Origin of the sequence: Myxococcus sp. AB056 (genome assembly GCF_006547365.1) — a bacterium.
Lineage (GTDB): Bacteria > Myxococcota > Myxococcia > Myxococcales > Myxococcaceae > Myxococcus > Myxococcus virescens.
This window is the reverse complement of sequence record NZ_VHLB01000142.1, coordinates 1-15335: the sequence shown is the minus strand read 5'-3', so window position 1 is coordinate 15335 and position 15335 is coordinate 1. Positions and strand designations below refer to the sequence as shown.

The 15335-nt window shown below is 68.8% G+C and carries 15 protein-coding genes; 7 read left to right on the top strand and 8 right to left on the bottom strand.

Annotated elements, in window-relative coordinates; genetic code table 11:
• Positions 1 to 26: 26 nt before the first annotated feature.
• A complete protein-coding gene (locus FMP39_RS35200) occupies positions 27 to 218 on the bottom strand; it encodes a hypothetical protein (RefSeq protein WP_141594357.1) in 192 nt (63 codons plus the stop codon).
• Between the two features lie 214 nt (positions 219 to 432).
• Between FMP39_RS35200 and FMP39_RS35195 the strand changes: the two genes are divergently transcribed.
• The 4 genes from FMP39_RS35195 to FMP39_RS35175 all read left to right on the top strand — a co-directional run bounded on the left by FMP39_RS35195 (position 433) and on the right by FMP39_RS35175 (position 4351).
• Entirely contained in the window at positions 433 to 1947 is a 1515-nt protein-coding gene (locus tag FMP39_RS35195; RefSeq protein ID WP_141594356.1) for an FAD-dependent oxidoreductase, read from the top strand.
• 57 nt (positions 1948 to 2004) lie between these two features.
• The gene (locus FMP39_RS35190; RefSeq protein ID WP_141594355.1) at positions 2005 to 2493 is read left to right on the top strand and encodes a hemerythrin domain-containing protein; all 489 of its coding nucleotides are present in this window, start codon (positions 2005 to 2007) and stop codon (positions 2491 to 2493) included.
• 319 nt (positions 2494 to 2812) lie between these two features.
• Entirely contained in the window at positions 2813 to 3388 is a 576-nt protein-coding gene (locus tag FMP39_RS35180) for a PH domain-containing protein (protein ID WP_194858696.1), read from the top strand.
• Between the two features lie 288 nt (positions 3389 to 3676).
• Positions 3677 to 4351 (top strand): DNA-3-methyladenine glycosylase, encoded by a 675-nt coding sequence (locus tag FMP39_RS35175; protein WP_141594353.1) that lies wholly within the window; start codon positions 3677 to 3679, stop codon positions 4349 to 4351.
• Positions 4352 to 4372: 21 nt separating this feature from the next.
• Here FMP39_RS35175 and FMP39_RS35170 read toward each other — a convergent pair whose 3' ends face one another.
• Positions 4373 to 5638, bottom strand: a complete 1266-nt coding sequence (locus FMP39_RS35170) for an MFS transporter (RefSeq protein ID WP_141594352.1) — start codon at positions 5636 to 5638, stop codon at positions 4373 to 4375.
• 240 nt (positions 5639 to 5878) lie between these two features.
• Between FMP39_RS35170 and FMP39_RS35165 the strand changes: the two genes are divergently transcribed.
• Together FMP39_RS35165 and FMP39_RS35160 are read left to right on the top strand one after the other, a co-directional pair.
• A complete protein-coding gene (locus FMP39_RS35165; RefSeq protein WP_228558603.1) occupies positions 5879 to 7276 on the top strand; it encodes an APC family permease in 1398 nt (465 codons plus the stop codon).
• Positions 7273 to 7878 carry a cyclopropane-fatty-acyl-phospholipid synthase family protein gene (locus FMP39_RS35160; RefSeq protein WP_141594350.1) on the top strand — a complete coding sequence of 202 codons (606 nt, stop codon included), beginning with the start codon at positions 7273 to 7275 and terminating at the stop codon, positions 7876 to 7878. Before FMP39_RS35165 ends, FMP39_RS35160 begins: the two co-directional genes overlap by 4 nt.
• A 59-nt stretch (positions 7879 to 7937) precedes the next feature.
• On the opposite strand, the gene FMP39_RS35155 is transcribed toward FMP39_RS35160, so the two are convergent.
• The 5 genes from FMP39_RS35155 to FMP39_RS35135 form a co-directional block, all read right to left on the bottom strand.
• On the bottom strand, positions 7938 to 9227 hold the full coding sequence (locus FMP39_RS35155; RefSeq protein ID WP_141594349.1) for a pyridoxal phosphate-dependent aminotransferase: 1290 nt from the start codon (positions 9225 to 9227) through the stop codon (positions 7938 to 7940).
• 54 nt (positions 9228 to 9281) lie between these two features.
• The gene (locus FMP39_RS35150) at positions 9282 to 10088 is read right to left on the bottom strand and encodes a hypothetical protein (RefSeq protein WP_228558602.1); all 807 of its coding nucleotides are present in this window, start codon (positions 10086 to 10088) and stop codon (positions 9282 to 9284) included.
• A gap of 176 nt (positions 10089 to 10264) precedes the next feature.
• Entirely contained in the window at positions 10265 to 10741 is a 477-nt protein-coding gene (gene dps, locus FMP39_RS35145; protein ID WP_090484282.1) for a DNA starvation/stationary phase protection protein Dps, read from the bottom strand.
• 131 nt (positions 10742 to 10872) lie between these two features.
• Positions 10873 to 11397 (bottom strand): carboxymuconolactone decarboxylase family protein, encoded by a 525-nt coding sequence (locus tag FMP39_RS35140; protein WP_090484280.1) that lies wholly within the window; start codon positions 11395 to 11397, stop codon positions 10873 to 10875.
• A 6-nt stretch (positions 11398 to 11403) separates the two neighbouring features.
• Complete coding sequence (locus FMP39_RS35135; RefSeq protein ID WP_011551675.1) at positions 11404 to 11958, bottom strand: peroxiredoxin; 555 nt, start codon at positions 11956 to 11958, stop codon at positions 11404 to 11406.
• Between the two features lie 486 nt (positions 11959 to 12444).
• Between FMP39_RS35135 and FMP39_RS35130 the strand changes: the two genes are divergently transcribed.
• Entirely contained in the window at positions 12445 to 14040 is a 1596-nt protein-coding gene (locus tag FMP39_RS35130) for a sigma 54-interacting transcriptional regulator (protein WP_141594346.1), read from the top strand.
• A gap of 17 nt (positions 14041 to 14057) precedes the next feature.
• Here the strand turns inward: FMP39_RS35130 and FMP39_RS35125 are convergent.
• A partial coding sequence (locus FMP39_RS35125; RefSeq protein WP_228558601.1) for a hypothetical protein occupies positions 14058 to 15335 on the bottom strand: 1278 nt, incomplete at its 5' end.

Below are 15335 nucleotides of genomic sequence, written 5' to 3'. Positions count from 1 at the left end.
GCAGTGCGGCGGGGGGGACCACTGCGTCAGGCTCCACGGGAGTGAGGGGTGGGCGTTCGCACCTCCACGAACTTCACCACGATGGGGCGTGTGGATGCGGGTGGCCAGTCCTGGAGCGCCTGCCCGTGGACGTTCGCGTCCCAGCGCAGACCCCGGTCCAGCACCCGGTCCAAGACGTCGACGAGGCTGGCGCTTCCAGCCAATCTTTCCACGGGCATCGTCGAAGCTCCTCGGCTCCTGGGACGGGTTTTTGTAACGCGCGTCGGCGAGCCACCCCAGAGCAGGCTTGCCCGCACCGTGATTTGCGAACACGAGAGGACCGGCAGTGTTCGCTCGTGTACATCTTCAGCGCTTTGGAGCTGGGTAGGCAGCCAGCCGTGCGGTCCGCTCCCGTGGCTTATCGCTCCGAGGCGCCGTTCCTAGCCTTGGGCCATGGACGACGAGCAGCGGGCGCACAGGTCGCTTTGGACGGTGACAGCCCCCCCGCGCGACTTCCCGGCGCTGCCGGGTGACGTGACGGTGGACGTGGCCATCATCGGTGGGGGGATGGCGGGGCTGACCACGGCGTGGCTCCTGAAGCGCGCTGGCAAGCGCGTGGCGGTGCTGGACATGCACCGCATCCTGTCGGGGCAGACAGGCCAGACGACCGCGCACCTCACCGAGATGCTCGACACGCCCTACGCCACGCTGCGGCGCGACTTCGGTGAGAAGGGGGCTCAGCTCGCGGCGTCCTCCAGCCGCGCGGCCATCGAGCAGATCGCCGCGCTGGTCGACGAGCTCGGCATCGACTGTGACTTCCAGCGCGTGCCCATGTACCGCTACGCGGAGACGGAGCGCGAGCTGGCTGACCTGCACCACGAAGTCACCGCCGCGCGCGAGGCCGGTTTGCTGGCCACCTTCACCCAGGACGTGCCCTTGCCGTATCCCGTGAAGGGCGCCTTGCGGGTGGAGGACCAGGCGCTCTTCCATCCTCGCAAGTACCTGCTGGCGCTGGCGGACCGGATTCCCGGCGACGGTAGCCACATCTTCGAGAACACGCGGGTGACGGAGGTCCACGACGGCTCGCCCTGCCGCGTCGTCACCGACCGGGGCACCGTCACCGCCGCGGCCGTGGTGGAGGCCACGACCACGCCGCTCAACCGCGTGGCCATGCACACCAAGCTCTACCCCTACCGCACCTACGCGGTGGCGGGGCCGCTCAACGGGCCGCTGGAGCCGGGCCAGTACTACGACAGCCAGGAGCCCTATCACTACATCCGCACGCAGCAGGTGAATGGGCGCACCTATGTCATCGTGGGCGGCGAGGACCACAAGGTCGGCACCGAAGAGGACACCGCCCGGCGCTACGCCGCGCTGGAGGCCTACGCGCTGCGGCGCTTCCCGGTGACGGACATCACCCACCGCTGGTCCGGCCAGATCATCGAGCCCGCGGACGGGCTGGCGTACATCGGCCGCAACACGGCCAGCCGCCACGTGTACGTGGCCACAGGCTTCTCCGGCACGGGCATGACGTTCGGCACGCTGGCGGGGATGATGCTCTCCGACGCCATCCTCGACAGACAGAACCCCTTCGCCGCGCTCTACTCGGCGACGCGGGTGAAGCCCCAGGCGGGCGCGAAGGACTTCATCCAGGAGAACGCGGAGGCCGCCTTCCACTTCGTCGCGGATCGCCTGTCCCGGCCGGATGGGCATCGGCTGGCGGACGTGGCACCCGGCGAGGGCAAGGTCCTGGAGGTGGCGGGACAGAAGGTCGCAGTGTACCGCGCGGAGGACGGCACCACGCACGCGGTGTCCCCGGTGTGTACGCACCTGGGCTGCCACGTGCACTGGAACGGCGCGGAGCGCTCCTGGGACTGCCCCTGTCACGGGGGGCGCTTCAGTCCCACCGGGAAGGTGCTCAACGGCCCCGCCATGAAGGACCTGCCGGCGAAGAAGCTGCCGACCTGAGCCACCCGTCTTCACACCTCAACACGACACACATCACCCAGAAGGGAGAGGGCGAGCATGGACGCTATCGAACTGTTGACGCAGCAGCACGACGAGGTGAAGAAGCTGTTCAAGAAGTACGAGAAGCTCTCGGAAGGGGCGGAGGCGAAACGCCAGGAACTCTTCGAGATGATTTCCGACCGCTTGAGCGCGCACGCCTCCATCGAGGAGCAGTACTTCTATCCCGCGGCCAAGGCGCAGGACACGGAGGAGCTGCTGCGCGAGGCCGCCGAGGAACACTTGTCTGCCAAGCGCCTCATCGCCGACCTGTTGGACCTGGAGCCGTCGGACGAGGAGTTCGACGCGAAGATGCAGGTGCTCCAGGAGCAGATTGAGCACCACGTCGAAGAGGAAGAGGGCGAGCTGTTCAAGAAGGTCCGCAAGCTCCTGTCCAAGGAGCAGCTCGTGGACCTGGGCGTCCAGATGCAGCAGGAATTCGAGGAGCTGATGGAAGGCGAGCCGCGCACCCAGGTGCCCTCGGAAACGGAGCACGCTGCGCCTATCTAGAGCGGGTGGTGGAGGGCATTTGCTGGGCCCTGAGGAGCGGGACGCCCTGGCGTGAGGTGCCTCGGGAGCGCTTCGGTAGAAGGGGGAGGCCGAAGCGCTCGGTAAAGTCAGGGTGGGTTCACGTCCCATGTGAAGGCGGGGCAGAGCCGACGCCCGGCCAGTCGTGCCTCCGGAGAGAGGACGTGCTCCGCGGACGGGCAGCCGCCGTGTTGACCAGGTTCAGGTCCCATAGTTTTCCTCCATGCCCCTGGTCACATGTCCTGACTGCCAGCGTGAAGTCTCGACCTCCGCACCGAGATGCCCTCACTGCGGGCGTCCAATGGACGGAGCCCCCGCGCCGCTACGGACGGTGCTTCCTGGCGAGGCTCTGGGCCCTGAAGAGACGCTGTGGGAGGGCTCGCCCTCCTGGCGGGTCCTTCTCAGTCGCCTCCTCGCGCTCGGCTTCGTGGCGCTGGTGCTTCCCGTCATTCTGCGTGCAGGCGTGGGCCGCCTCGGCCCGCTCCTTCCGAGCAACGAGGCGGCGGAGCAGACGGCGAGGGTGGGCGGGTGGATTGTCGGTGCGTTGATTGCCTACGAGCTGCTCCGCTTCCTCGGCGCACTCCTCATGCTGAGGAACACACACTACAAGCTGACGAACCAGCGCCTCATCATCGAGACCGGAACCCTCTCCAAAACCGTGGGGGAGATTGACCTCCGGAGTGTCGGTGATACCCAGGTTTCGCAGAGCCTGCTGGACCGGCTCCTTGGCATCGGCAGCGTCGCCCTCATCTCGACGGACAAGACGTCTCCAGTCTCGGTCCTTCGCTGGATGGCCGCGCCGCGCTCCCTCCGCGAGCTCATCCGCACGCGGGCCTATCAGGTGAGCCACAGGCATCTGTTCACTCGAGCCACGTGAGGCGTGCACGCCAGGCGAGCACCTCCGGCTGGGGGAACAAGGTCACCGGCAGTTGCGTGGGCCCACCGCCCGCGGGGTGAGACCGGGCGCGGGGCTCGTCGCGACTCGCAACGGGCGTCCGCGCGCGGGCTCGAGCCACACCTCGGACGAGCGCCGCCAGCGTTGCCTGGTGGGACCCCGTAACGAAGCCGAGACATCATCGTGCATGCTCACCGCTCCAGGCAGCGGCGCTCGGCAAGAATCGGGTTGCGTGAAGGGGGCTGGGCGGCGGCATCATGGTCGCCGCCCATGCCGCGTCCTCCTCCCGACGTCATTCGATACCCCAGCTACTACACGCCCTCGGTCCGCCGTACCCTGTCGCGCGCGGACCCGACGCTGGGCGCGTTGATGAAGCAGGTTGGTCCCTTCCGGCTCCAGGTGCGCCCGCTGCACAGCCCGTTCGGCGCGCTGGCGGAGTCCATCGTCTACCAGCAGCTCCACGGCAAGGCGGCCGCCACCATCTTCGGGCGCGTGTGCGAGCGCGTGGGCTCGGGACGCAAGTTCACGCCGGAAGCGCTGCTGGCCGTGCCGGACACGTCGCTGCGCGAAGCGGGCCTGTCCGCCAACAAGCTGGCCGCGCTCCAGGACCTGGCGCGCAAGACGCTGGACGGCACCGTGCCGCCGCTGGCCAAGGTTCGGCGCATGGAGGACGCCGAGCTCATCGAGCACTTCACCCAGGTGCGTGGCATTGGCCAGTGGACGGTGGAGATGCTGCTCATGTTCCAGCTCGAGCGGCCCGACGTGCTGCCCGTGGACGACTACGGCGTGCGCAAGGGCTTCATGAAGGCCTATGGCCTGCCGGAGATGCCCAAGCCCAAGGCGCTGCTCGCTTACGGCGAACGCTGGCGGCCCTGGCGCTCGGTGGCCAGCTGGTACATGTGGCGCTCCGCGGAGCTCCCCGACGCGCCACCCGTGGAGGGCTGACGGCGTTCCTGGGCTGTGGCCTCAGGCGGTGTTGAGCGTGGTGCTGGGGGCGTGCTTCTGGCGCCGCATGGGCACCAGCAGCACCAGGAAGGCCACGGACAGGACGATGCCCAGTAGGAAGACGGGCGCGTAGCCCAGGCCGAGCCCGTGCTTCGCGTCCGCGAGCCAGCCCGCGAGCGGGCCCGCGGGCGCCTTGCCCCAGACCTCCAGGCTGGCGAGCAGCGTGTAGTGCGTGGCGCCGATGCGCCGGTCCACGCGCGACATCATGAAGGCGAACATCACCGTGGTGAGCGCGCCGCCGAAGAGCTCCTCGGCCATGGTGATTCCGATGACGCCCGCGTCGGTGACGCCTCCGGTGGCCAGCAGCCACCGCCCCACCAGGGGAATCACCCGCAGCGACGCGGTGAGCCCCACGGCGCCCAGCAGCGGCATGCGCGAGGCCAGCAGTCCTCCGGCGAGTGAGCCGACAATGGACGCGCCCGTGCCCCACGTGCCCACCCACAGGCCAATCTGCGCGGGGGTGAAGCCCGCATCGACGAGGAACGGCTTGAAGAGCACGTCGGACATGCTCTCGCCCAGCTTGTACGTGGTGATGAAGAGCAGCAGCCAGCCCGCGCCCGGCAGCAGGAGCGCCTTCTTGAGCCGCTGGAACAGCTCGCGCCAATCTGGCTCCTGCCGGGCGGTGGCCGCGGACGGCGTGGCGTGCGCCTCGGGGGGAGACTCCCGGGCGAAGAGCATCACCGTGAAGACGGCCAGACACAGCAGCGCCATGGCGACGAAGAGGCCGGACCAGCCGATGCGCGCGCTGGCCCACACCAGCAGCCCGCCGCCCGTCAGCATTCCCAGCTTGTAGCCCACCACCTGCGCGGTGTTGCCCAGGCCCAGCTCACTGGGGCGCAGGGTGTCCACGGCGAAGCCATCCACCGCGATGTCCTGCGTGGCGGCGAACAGGTTCATCAGGAAGACGAGCGCCAGCAGGGCGGGGAGCGCGTCCCGCGAAGCCGCGACCGCCGCCGCGGCGCAGCTCGCCGCGAGCCCCGCCTGCATCGGCAGAATCCACGACTTGCGCCGGCCGAAGCGCGTCGAGCCATACCGGTCCACCAGGGGCGCCCAGAGCGCCTTGAGGGCCCAGGGCAACCACAGCGCGCCGAGCAGTCCAATGGTGGTCAGCGAGACGCCCTGCGAGCGCAGGTACACCGGCAGGGCGGTGGCCTGGAATCCGAAGGGCAGGCCCTGCACGAAGTAGAGCATGCACAGCAGGGCGAGCCGGGACGACGGAAGTCTCATTGACGCCCAGCATAGAGCCACCGTGCCGGGAACGAGGAAGTGTCCGCTCGCCGGTCCGGATGTGGGGCCCTGTCCACGGCAATGCAGAGGGGCCCTCCGTCTCATGGACGGGGAGGGGACGGTCCCTACGCTCATCCTCCCCATGGCCGGGGCCCGGCCTCATCTTGCGCCGGACGGCGGAGGCTGCCGAGGCGCGTGGAGCACGTCACCATGCAGGAGCAGCAAGCAGGAGTCGAAGTCGTGAAGCGTGGTGAGTCCGCGCCGTCGCCGTCGTTGCGCGTGCTGGATGTGATGGCCCTGACAGTGGGCATCGTCCTGGGGGCAGGCATCTTCAAGGCGCCCTCGCTGGTGGCCGCGCAGTCCGCCAGCGGTGAGGCCATGCTGCTCACGTGGCTGCTGGGCGGTGTCGCGTCGCTGGTGGGCGCGCTGTGCTACGCGGAGCTGGCCAGCGCCTGGCCCCACCCGGGCGGGGACTACCACTACCTGTACCGCGCGCTGGGCAAGGGGCCCGCCTTCCTCTTCGCGTGGGCGCGGCTGACCGTCATCCCCACCGGCTCCATCGCACTGCTGGCCTTCGTCTTCGGGGACTACGCCACGCAGCTCTTCCCCCTGGGCCCGTATTCGTCGCCCGTCTATGCGGCCATGCTGGTGGTGGGGCTGACGGCGGTGAACATCGCCGGACTTCGGCAGGGGACCCGTACGCAGAACCTGCTCACGGCCCTGGAGGTTCTGGGCGTGGGGGCTGTCGTCATCGTGGGGCTGCTGTTCACGCCCGCGCTGGTGCCCGCGGAGGCGGCGCCGGCACCAGCCGCGTCGTCGGGGACCGCCTGGGGCCTGGCCATGGTGTTCGTGCTGCTGACGTACGGCGGCTGGAACGAGGTGGCGTACCTGTCCTCGGAGGTGCGGGGCTCGCGGCGCACCATCGCCTGGTCGCTGCTGGCGAGCATCGGGCTGGTGACGGCGCTGTACCTGCTGGTCAACGTGGCCTACCTGCGCGGCCTGGGCCTCGAAGGCATGGCGCGTTCGGAGGCGGTGGCCGCGGACCTGATGCAGCGCGCGGTGGGCAGCGGGGGCGCGCTGGTGCTGAGCGTCATCATCGCCATCTCCGCGCTGACATCCGCCAACGCCACGGTGCTGACGGGGGCTCGGACCCACTATGCCTTCGGGCGGGACAGCGTGCTGTTCAACGGGCTGGGGCAGTGGCACGCGAAGTCCAATGGTCCGTCCCGCGCGCTGCTGGTGCAGGGGGCCATCTCCCTGGCGCTGGTGGGGCTGGGGACGCTGACGCGTCAGGGCTTCGAGACGATGGTGGAGTACACCGCGCCCGTCTTCTGGCTCTTCTTCCTGCTGACGGGCGTGTCGCTGATGGTGCTGCGCGTGCGTGAGCCGGATGCGCCGCGGCCGTTCCGCGTGCCGCTGTATCCGCTCACGCCGCTGCTCTTCATCGGCATCTGCGCCTACGTCCTCTATTCCAGTCTGGCCTTCACCGGGCTGGGCGCGCTCGCGGGGCTGGCCGTGCTGGGCACGGGTGGCGTGCTGCTCGCCGTGGAAGCGGTGCGCACCCGGAGGGGCTCGCAGGGGACCTCCTCCAAGGCCACTTCCTCTCCCAGACTGCAACGAACGAAGGAGGCGACATGAAGCGAATGATGGTGGTTTTCACGTTCTCGGCGGCGATGGCCTCGAACGCCGCGAGCGTTTCGACGGCACAGCAGAAGGTGACGGTGCAGGTCCGCGGATCCGCGGGCAGTTCGATTCAGGCGCCCGAGGTTCCCTTCGTCCCCACGCCGCAAGGTGCCGTGGACGGGATGCTGGCATTGGCTGGCGTGAAGCCCGGGGACACTGTCTATGACCTGGGCAGCGGTGACGGCCGCATCGTCATCTCCGCTGTCCAGAAGCACGGGGCGAAGCACGCCGTGGGCGTGGACATCAACCCGGAGCGCATCGCCGAGGCCAACCAGAACGCGAGCCAGGCGGGCGTGAAGAACAAGGTGGAGTTCCGCCAGGGGGACCTCTTCGACGCGGACATCCGCGACGCGTCGGTGGTGACGCTCTATCTGCTGCCCTCCGTCAACGAGCGGCTCAAATCCAAGCTGCTCTCGGAGCTGAAGCCAGGCACGCGCATCGTGTCGCACAGCTTCGACATGGGGGACTGGGCGCCGACCAAGACGGTGCAGAGCGAGGGACGGACGCTCTACCTCTGGGTCGTCCCCGAGCGCGGCACGGGCGGCACGCCCCGCTGAGCCCGGCTGGAGGCGCCCGGGCCCGGCCACCTCACATGGAGGGGCCGGGCCTTTTCACGTCAGGGCGCCGGAGGCGGCTGACCCGGCGTGCGCGAGTAGTGGAGCACCATGGCCTCCAGCCGCGACAGGGCCTTCTCCAGCGTCTCCATGGACGGGCCGAAGGACAGGCGAACGTAGCCGCGGAAGCGCGAGGGGCGCGCGCGACGCTTGCCGGGATTCACGTCGAAGAACTCGCCCGGCACGACGATGATTTTCTGGTCCAGCGCGGCGCGGAAGAAGCCCATGCCGTCGTTGAGCGGCGGCGGCAGTCCGGACACGTTGCCCCAGACGTAGAAGGTGCCGTCCGGCGCGCGGTCCGTGCGGATGCCGATGCGCTCCAGCCGGGAGTGGAAGCGGTCCCGCTTCTCCCGGAAGGTGTTGTGGATGGCCATCGTCTCCGCCACCACGGGTTCCTCCTGGAGGAGCTGAATCGCCGCGCGCTGGAGCGGCCGGCTCCCACCGCCATCCAGGAAGCTGCCCGCGCTGGCGACAGCCTCGATGACCTGGCGCGGTCCCACCGTCCACGTCATGCGCCAACCCGGGTAGCGCCAGTTCTTGGTGAAGCCGTCGAACAAGACCACCGGGTCCTTGTTCACGTCCTCCACGTAGCGGGCGGCGCTCTCCACCGGCAGGTGTCCGGGGCGGCCCGTCCAGATGTAGTGAGAATAGAACTCGTCGACCAGCAGCGCGCATTCATGCTCGCGGGCCACGCTCACCCAGCGCGCCATCTCCTCGCCGTGCACCAGCTTGCCGGTGGGGTTGCAGGGGTTGGAGAAGAGCAGGGCGGACAGGCCCCGGCCCTGCACCTCGCGCCGCAAGTCCTCGGCGGTGAAGGCATAGCCGCGCTCACCCTCCAGGAGGATGGGGATGGCGGTGAACGCCTTGAAGACGTCCAGCAACTCCTCGTAGGCCGTGTAGTCCGGCAGGAAGTGGCCCAGGTTGACGGCGCCCAGGCTGGCCGCGGCGCGGGTGAGTGCCGCGCGGCCACCGCCAGACAGGCACACGTTCTCCGCGCTGTACTGGCTGGGCATGCCCCGGCGGTAGATGCGGTTGTAGAGGCTGGCGATGGCCTCGCGCACCTCCCAGAGTCCGGCGACGGGGGCGTACTCCATGTCCGCCACGTTGATGGTGACCTGGTTCAGCCGGGGCGGCGCGCCGGGGAGGTCTCCCGTCTCCGGCTGGCCCTGGCCCAGGTTGCACCACTCCGGGTCGCTGGAGCGGTAGCCGCGGCGGGTGGCCTCGGCGGTGACGAAGATGACGCCGGTGCGGGGCACGGCGCGGAATGCCGGAAGGGGGACGTCGTCGCTCACGGCGTCACACCCTAGCGGAAGTCCGCGCGGTGCGCGCTGCCGCCGCGCGCCCGCTCAGCGGACGATGGGCACCGTCACCGGCTCCAGGTCGTCCACCGTCACCTCGGCCTTGCCCAGGCGCCACAGGACGGGCTGGAAGCGGGCTTCCACGCGCCGCCCGTCCGCCGTCTCCAGCACCGCGGTGCCTTCCTTCGGCAGGTATTCACCCACCTCGTAGTGCAGCCCCGTCAGGGTGAGGCGGTCGGTGCCATCGGGGCCCGTCAGCTCGCCTGGACCATCCAGCACCAGCGACGTGCCACCAAACACGGGCATGCCTGCTCGCATGCCCACGCGACCATCGACGCGGAACGTGTGGCCCTGCCGTCCAGGGACGCCGCCCTCCACATCCGCCCAGAGGCGCGTCTCGTCGCCGCACGTGCCGTAGCCCACCTCCGCCTGGAGCGGGTGTCCGTCCACTGTCAGTCCGCGCAGGTCCGCTTCCACTTCCATGAGGTCCTCGCCGCCGCGGTAGAGGAACGCGGCCTGACCGGTGAAGCGCAGGCCGTGCACGTCACAGCCGCCTTCATCGAAGGTGAGCACCACGCGGTCCGTCACGCTGTCATGGGGCTCCACCGCGGCGCTGGCGCAGGCCCACCGCGTGCGCACGTCATGCGCGGCGGTGCTGAGGAAGGTGCGACGGGGCTCACCGCAGGTGTACACCGGCAGCACGCCCAGGGCTTCCAGCGCGCCGCGCACCTGATGCGAGGCAGCCACCACGCGCTCCACGCGCTGACGGGCCGCGTCCACTTCTTCCTGCGTGGGGGCTTCGCCGCCACAGGCGGTGACGAGGACGGTGAGGGCAAGACAGGTGATGCGTCGCATGGGCGCTTCTCCAGGGGTGCACGACACCGCGGCTTCGCGGCGGGTCATGCCCCTGTGGAGAGCAACCGTCATGCCCGGTGCAACCTCGCGAGAACACGAGGCTCGGCCGGAACAGGGCCCGGGATGTGCGTGCAGCGGGGTGCACAGCCCCGGCGGGCCCGTCCGGGTCAGGCGGCTCAGCCTTCGAGCGAAGCGCGCAGGAACCACGCGTGCTTCTCGAACTCGGTGATGATGTCCGTGGTGAGGCCCTCGGAGTCCGAGTCCCCGTTCTCCACGAAGAGGGCGCGGCTCTTCCGCAGGCCGTCCAGGTAGATTTCGATGCGCTCGGCCAGCAGCTTCACGTGCTCCATGTCGCGCGTCGTCTCCTGCGGATACTCCGGCAGGCGGCTCGTCTTGCCCACGTGGCGGCTGGTGCCGTAGGCCTTGCCACCCAGCGTCACCGCGCGCTCGGCGATGGAGTCGTTGTGCGTGGCCAGGCTCACCGCGAACGTTTCGAACAGCGGGTGGAGCGAGGCGAACTGCGGACCCTTGATGTTCCAGTGCGCGACCTTGATTTGCGAATGCAGGTCGAGCCCGTCGGCGAGCCGCTCGTTGAGCGATTCAGCGATGGCGGCGCGGGCCTTCTCGGGGAGGGGGCTGGGGCTGCGGTACATGGTGTCTTCCTTTCGGCTGTGTGTTTGTCGGTGTCGGCTGGTTGGATGCGCGGCGGCCAAAAAGGGAGCGCCCCCCGGTGTTTCCACCGGAGGGCGCTTGAAACTTCGGCGATGCCTCGCGACAGAGGGGCTTAAGACTCCAGCCCCACCGCCGCCGCGTGGATGACTGACGCGATGCGAACCGCGTCGTGCACCTGGTCCTCGGAGAGGCCGCCCTCGAGGACGATCTTCTCGTGGGACTGCATGCACATCTCGCAGCCGTTGATGGCGCTGACGGCGAGGCAGACCAGCTCGAAGTCCACCTTGTTCGTCAGCACCTGCGCGAGCCGGTTCATCCGCAGCCCGGCGCGCTTGGTCGAGTACGACTCCTTCCCGATCATGTGCCTGAAGCGGTAGTACACATTGTTCATCGCCATCAACGACGCCGCCGCACGCGCGTCCTCGATGACTGGCTCGGGATTCGCGAGGGCCTTCTTCGCCTCGTTGAGCATGGCCTCCTTCAGCCGCTCATTCCGAGCGGCGAAGGCGCATGCCACGGCCACACCCCAACGCTGCTCCGCGGTGAGGCTGCCACCTTCCAGGACACCCTGGAGGTTGAGGCGGGTGTCCTTGTGGGAGTCCGCGAGTTCAGAGCGGACGACTTCGAGCGAGGCCATGGTGGATTACCCCGCCTTCGACAGCTTCTGGGTCAGGGTCTCCTCACCCTTGGTCCAGTTGCAGGGGCACAGCTCATCCGTCTGGAGCGCGTCCAGCGTGCGGATCGTCTCGGAGACGTTGCGGCCCACGGACAGGTCGTTGACCGTCACGTGGCGGATGATGCCCTCGGGGTCCGCGATGAACGTCGCGCGGAGGGCCACGCCCTCTTCCTTGTGGAGGATGCCCAGCGCGTTGCACAGCTCGTGCTTGATGTCCGCCAGCATCGGGAAGGGCAGGTTCTTCAGGTCCGGGTGGTGCGTGCGCCACGCGTGGTGCACGAACTCGCTGTCGGTGCTCAGGCCGAGGACCTGCGCGTCACGGTCGGTGAAGTCCTTGTTCTTCTTGCCGAACTCCGCGATCTCCGTGGGGCAGATGAAGGTGAAGTCCTTCGGCCACGCGAACAGGACCAGCCACTTGCCCTTGAAGGTCTCGTTCGTGATGTCCTGGAACTCCTTGCCCTTCTCCAGGGACACGGTGGCCTTCACCTTGAAGTTCGGGATCTTGTCGCCAACGGTCAGCATTACGGCTCCTTGGGATGGGGGCCCGGCGGTGAGCCGACCCCAGTGAACGTGTTCTGTCCTACCGCTTAGCATTCACCGTGCCAGAACTTCGAATCAATGATTCCAGGGGTTTGGAATTCGCCCCCGCTGGGTCGGTGCCGCTGGGCCGGTGTCTAACGAAATCTCGGTGCGTTTCGCCACTGCAATTTCGGTGGATCGACGAACCGGGGAAGACTGGCCGCCCGTGGTCCTCACGAGCGGGCGGAAAATACGAGAAGTGCCGCGTGGTTGCACCCACTCCGGACAGGCAATGGCTCGAATGTGCGGCCGCGAACGCGTGCTCCGTTCACCTACAAGGCGGCCCCTCCCCGAATGTTCAAAGAATCTCTTTGTGTTCCGGGAGTTGCGACGGATCTTCCGGCCTGGAGTGGTTGCCTGGACGGTGGGGCACGAAATCTCGGTGCCGGCCTCACTGCAATTTCGGTGGAACCCTATTATTTCGTAGGTATGCAGGACGACTTTTCAGGCGCCATCGACGGTGCGAAAGACGCTCGGGACCTCCTCGAGCTGGCAACGGCGGAGGATTCCGTCGGGGATTTGCTGCGCCGTGGGCTCGACTGGCTGACGCGGGTGGTGCGCTTCGACCTGGCCACGGTGTTCCTCCTGAAGGAGGGCCGGCTGGTGTCGGTGGCCGCGCGAGGGCCGTTGGCCAACGCGAAGGTGCGGCAGCACTCGTTGCAGCTGTCGGAGTTCCCCTCGCTGCGGCAGGCCCTGGAGACGCGGCGGGCGAAGGCCTTCACGGAAGAGGACCATGCCCACGGGGATGGAGACCCTTTCGACGGCGTGCTGGATTTGCCGCCGGGGCATTCGTGCATGGTGGTGCCGCTGTGCGCGGGTGAGCGCTGCTACGGCGTGCTCTCCCTGGACCGCGCGGAGTGTGAGACGTACCCCCAGCCGGTGGTGGACCTGGTGGAGGTGTACGGGCAGATGCTGGCCACGGCCATCCAGTCGGCCGAGCAGCGCGCCACCTTCGAGCGTCTCCACCGTCAGGACCACGAGCACGCGAAGCTGCTGGAGGCGCAGCTCGGCGGAGACTCGGAGGGCATCCTCGAGACGTCGAAGAGTCCGGTGATGCGAGACCTGGCGCGGCGGGCGCGGCAGGTGGCGGAGACGGACACGCCGGTGCTGATTACCGGTGAGACGGGCACGGGCAAGGAGCGGCTGGCCCGCGCCATCCACCGTTGGAGCGCCCGCTCGGACCAGCCCTTCGTCACGCTCAACTGCGCTGCCATTCCGGCGGGCTTGCTGGAGAGCGAGCTGTTTGGCCACGTGAAGGGCGCCTTCACCGGCGCCACGAAGGACCGGGCTGGGCGCTTCCAGATGGCGCATGGCGGCACGCTGCTGCTGGACGAAGTGGGCGAGCTGCCCTTCGACCTCCAGGCGAAGCTGCTGCGGGCGCTGCAGGAGAAGACATTCGAGCCGGTGGGCAGCGACAAGACGGTGCGCGCGGACGTGCGCATCCTGGCGGCCACGCACGTGGACCTTCAGCAAGCCATTGCCCAGAAGCGCTTCCGCGAGGACCTCTACTACCGGTTGAGCGTGTTCCCCCTGCGCCTGCCGCCGCTGCGCGAGCGCCGCGAGGACCTGCCGCAGCTGTGCGCCTTCCTCCTGGAGGAACAGGCGAACCGGACGGGACGGCGGGGCATGCGGGTGACGCCAGAGGGCCTGGTGCGGTTGGAGGCCTACGAGTGGCCGGGCAACCTGCGCGAGCTGGCCAATGCGCTGGAGCGGGCCACCATCCTCACGCGAGGGACGGAGCTGGGGCCGGAGTCCTTCGACGTTCCCACGCGCGGCGCGGCCGGGATGACGGCCCTGCCGGAGGAGCCGGCGCCCGCGGTGGGAGGGCAAAAGCTGACCCCCGTGCTGACGCTGGCGGCCGTGCAGCGCGAGCACATCATGCGAGTGCTCACGCTCACGCGGGGCCGCGTCTACGGCGCCAATGGGGCCGCGGCGCTGCTGGGGCTCAAGCCGTCCACGCTCCAGAGCCGGATGAAGAAGCTGGGCATCGCCCGGCTGGAGCAGTTCGTCGTCGACGAGGCGTGAGCCTTGAAACCGCGCGCCTAGGAGACGCGCGGTGCCGAGGGCGCCACCGGGTAGGTTCCCCGCTGACCGAACGGCGGGTCGAACAGCGCCGGGTCCGACTGCCGCGAGCGGAAGAGGTCGACGATGTAGTTCATCCGCTGGTCCAGCTTGCTCCAGTCCTTCGCCCCGGAGCCCTTGAGGCTGTCCTGGCTCTTGTCGAGCTGGCCCAGCAGCGCGCGCAGCTCGGGGTTTTCGATGGAGCGCAGGTGCGGCGGGAAGAGCGTCGACTCCATGCCCGGAGGCGGCGGCAAATCATTGCCCAGCTTCAGCGCGCTGCCCGGCACGGCCAGCTTCATCATGTGCTCGGTGGCGACGCGGCGGAACACGTTCGCCACGCCATCCACCACGGGGTTCAGCGCCGCGTCCACCAGGCCCGTCTTCAAGGCCGCCTTGCCCGCGAGGTTGGCGGGGAAGGGGAGCGCATTGATTTGCGACTCGACGGTCTGCTTGAGGATGTCGCGGAAGGTGTCCTTCACCGGCGAGTTGAGCGCCTTCTCGACGTAGGGCTGGAGCTGCGTCTGCTCGTGCAGGCCCACCTTGTCGTTGGCCAGGAGCATCAGCTCGGCCTTCTTGTTCGGGTCCTTCTCGAACATGGCCTGGGCGTAGTGGCCGAAGGCCTCCTTCAGCAACGGCTTGTCCGCGGGGAAGCCGCTCAGGTACTGCTCCACCTTGGCGGCGTCATGCTGGGTGTCGCCCTGGAAGGTCTCCACGAAGCGGGCGAACTCCTGGCCCACCTCCTCGAACACCAGCTTGTTGCCGTCGGCGATGGCCTTGCTGACGTTCTGGAGCGCCTGATTGCCCGCCGAGGCGATGTCGCCCAGCGGCAGCGAGGGGAGGCCCAGCTTGCGCAGCAGGTCGTCCACCTTGGACATCGGCCCCATGACGCCGTCGGCGCCCTTGAGCGCGTCCGTGAAGAACTTGGGCATGTCCTCGCCACGGATGCTCACGCCGGCTTGCTTCGAGGCCCAGGTCGCGAAGGTGGACCAGTTGGCGTTCTCCGTGCCCAGCAGCTGACCCATGGCGTTGGACAGGTCCGAATAGCCCTGGGTAATCGCATGGTTGCGCGCCACCGGGTCCTGCATGGCGGCGATGTTCCGCACGTCCGCGGCGGTGGGATAGCTGCCCGGCGCGACGCTCGGGCCGCGCGCCAGGGCCGCGGGGGCGTTCAGCGCCACGGGCTGTTGCCGGGCGGGCGGGGACTCGAACTGGGACACCCCGGACATGCCGGGCCGGGTCACCTGGGCCTTGGCCTGGGG

Bases quoted from the DNA above. Each gene is read 5' to 3' on its own strand.
- FMP39_RS35200 (WP_141594357.1), bottom strand. From the start codon at position 218: ATGCCCGTGGAAAGATTGGCTGGAAGCGCCAGCCTCGTCGACGTCTTG.
- FMP39_RS35195 (WP_141594356.1), top strand. From the start codon at position 433: ATGGACGACGAGCAGCGGGCGCACAGGTCGCTTTGGACGGTGACAGCC.
- FMP39_RS35190 (WP_141594355.1), top strand. From the start codon at position 2,005: ATGGACGCTATCGAACTGTTGACGCAGCAGCACGACGAGGTGAAGAAG.
- FMP39_RS35180 (WP_194858696.1), top strand. From the start codon at position 2,813: ATGGACGGAGCCCCCGCGCCGCTACGGACGGTGCTTCCTGGCGAGGCT.
- FMP39_RS35175 (WP_141594353.1), top strand. From the start codon at position 3,677: ATGCCGCGTCCTCCTCCCGACGTCATTCGATACCCCAGCTACTACACG.
- FMP39_RS35170 (WP_141594352.1), bottom strand. From the start codon at position 5,638: ATGAGACTTCCGTCGTCCCGGCTCGCCCTGCTGTGCATGCTCTACTTC.
- FMP39_RS35160 (WP_141594350.1), top strand. From the start codon at position 7,273: ATGAAGCGAATGATGGTGGTTTTCACGTTCTCGGCGGCGATGGCCTCG.
- FMP39_RS35150 (WP_228558602.1), bottom strand. From the start codon at position 10,088: ATGCGACGCATCACCTGTCTTGCCCTCACCGTCCTCGTCACCGCCTGT.
- dps (WP_090484282.1), bottom strand. From the start codon at position 10,741: ATGTACCGCAGCCCCAGCCCCCTCCCCGAGAAGGCCCGCGCCGCCATC.
- FMP39_RS35140 (WP_090484280.1), bottom strand. From the start codon at position 11,397: ATGGCCTCGCTCGAAGTCGTCCGCTCTGAACTCGCGGACTCCCACAAG.
- FMP39_RS35135 (WP_011551675.1), bottom strand. From the start codon at position 11,958: ATGCTGACCGTTGGCGACAAGATCCCGAACTTCAAGGTGAAGGCCACC.
- FMP39_RS35130 (WP_141594346.1), top strand. From the start codon at position 12,445: ATGCAGGACGACTTTTCAGGCGCCATCGACGGTGCGAAAGACGCTCGG.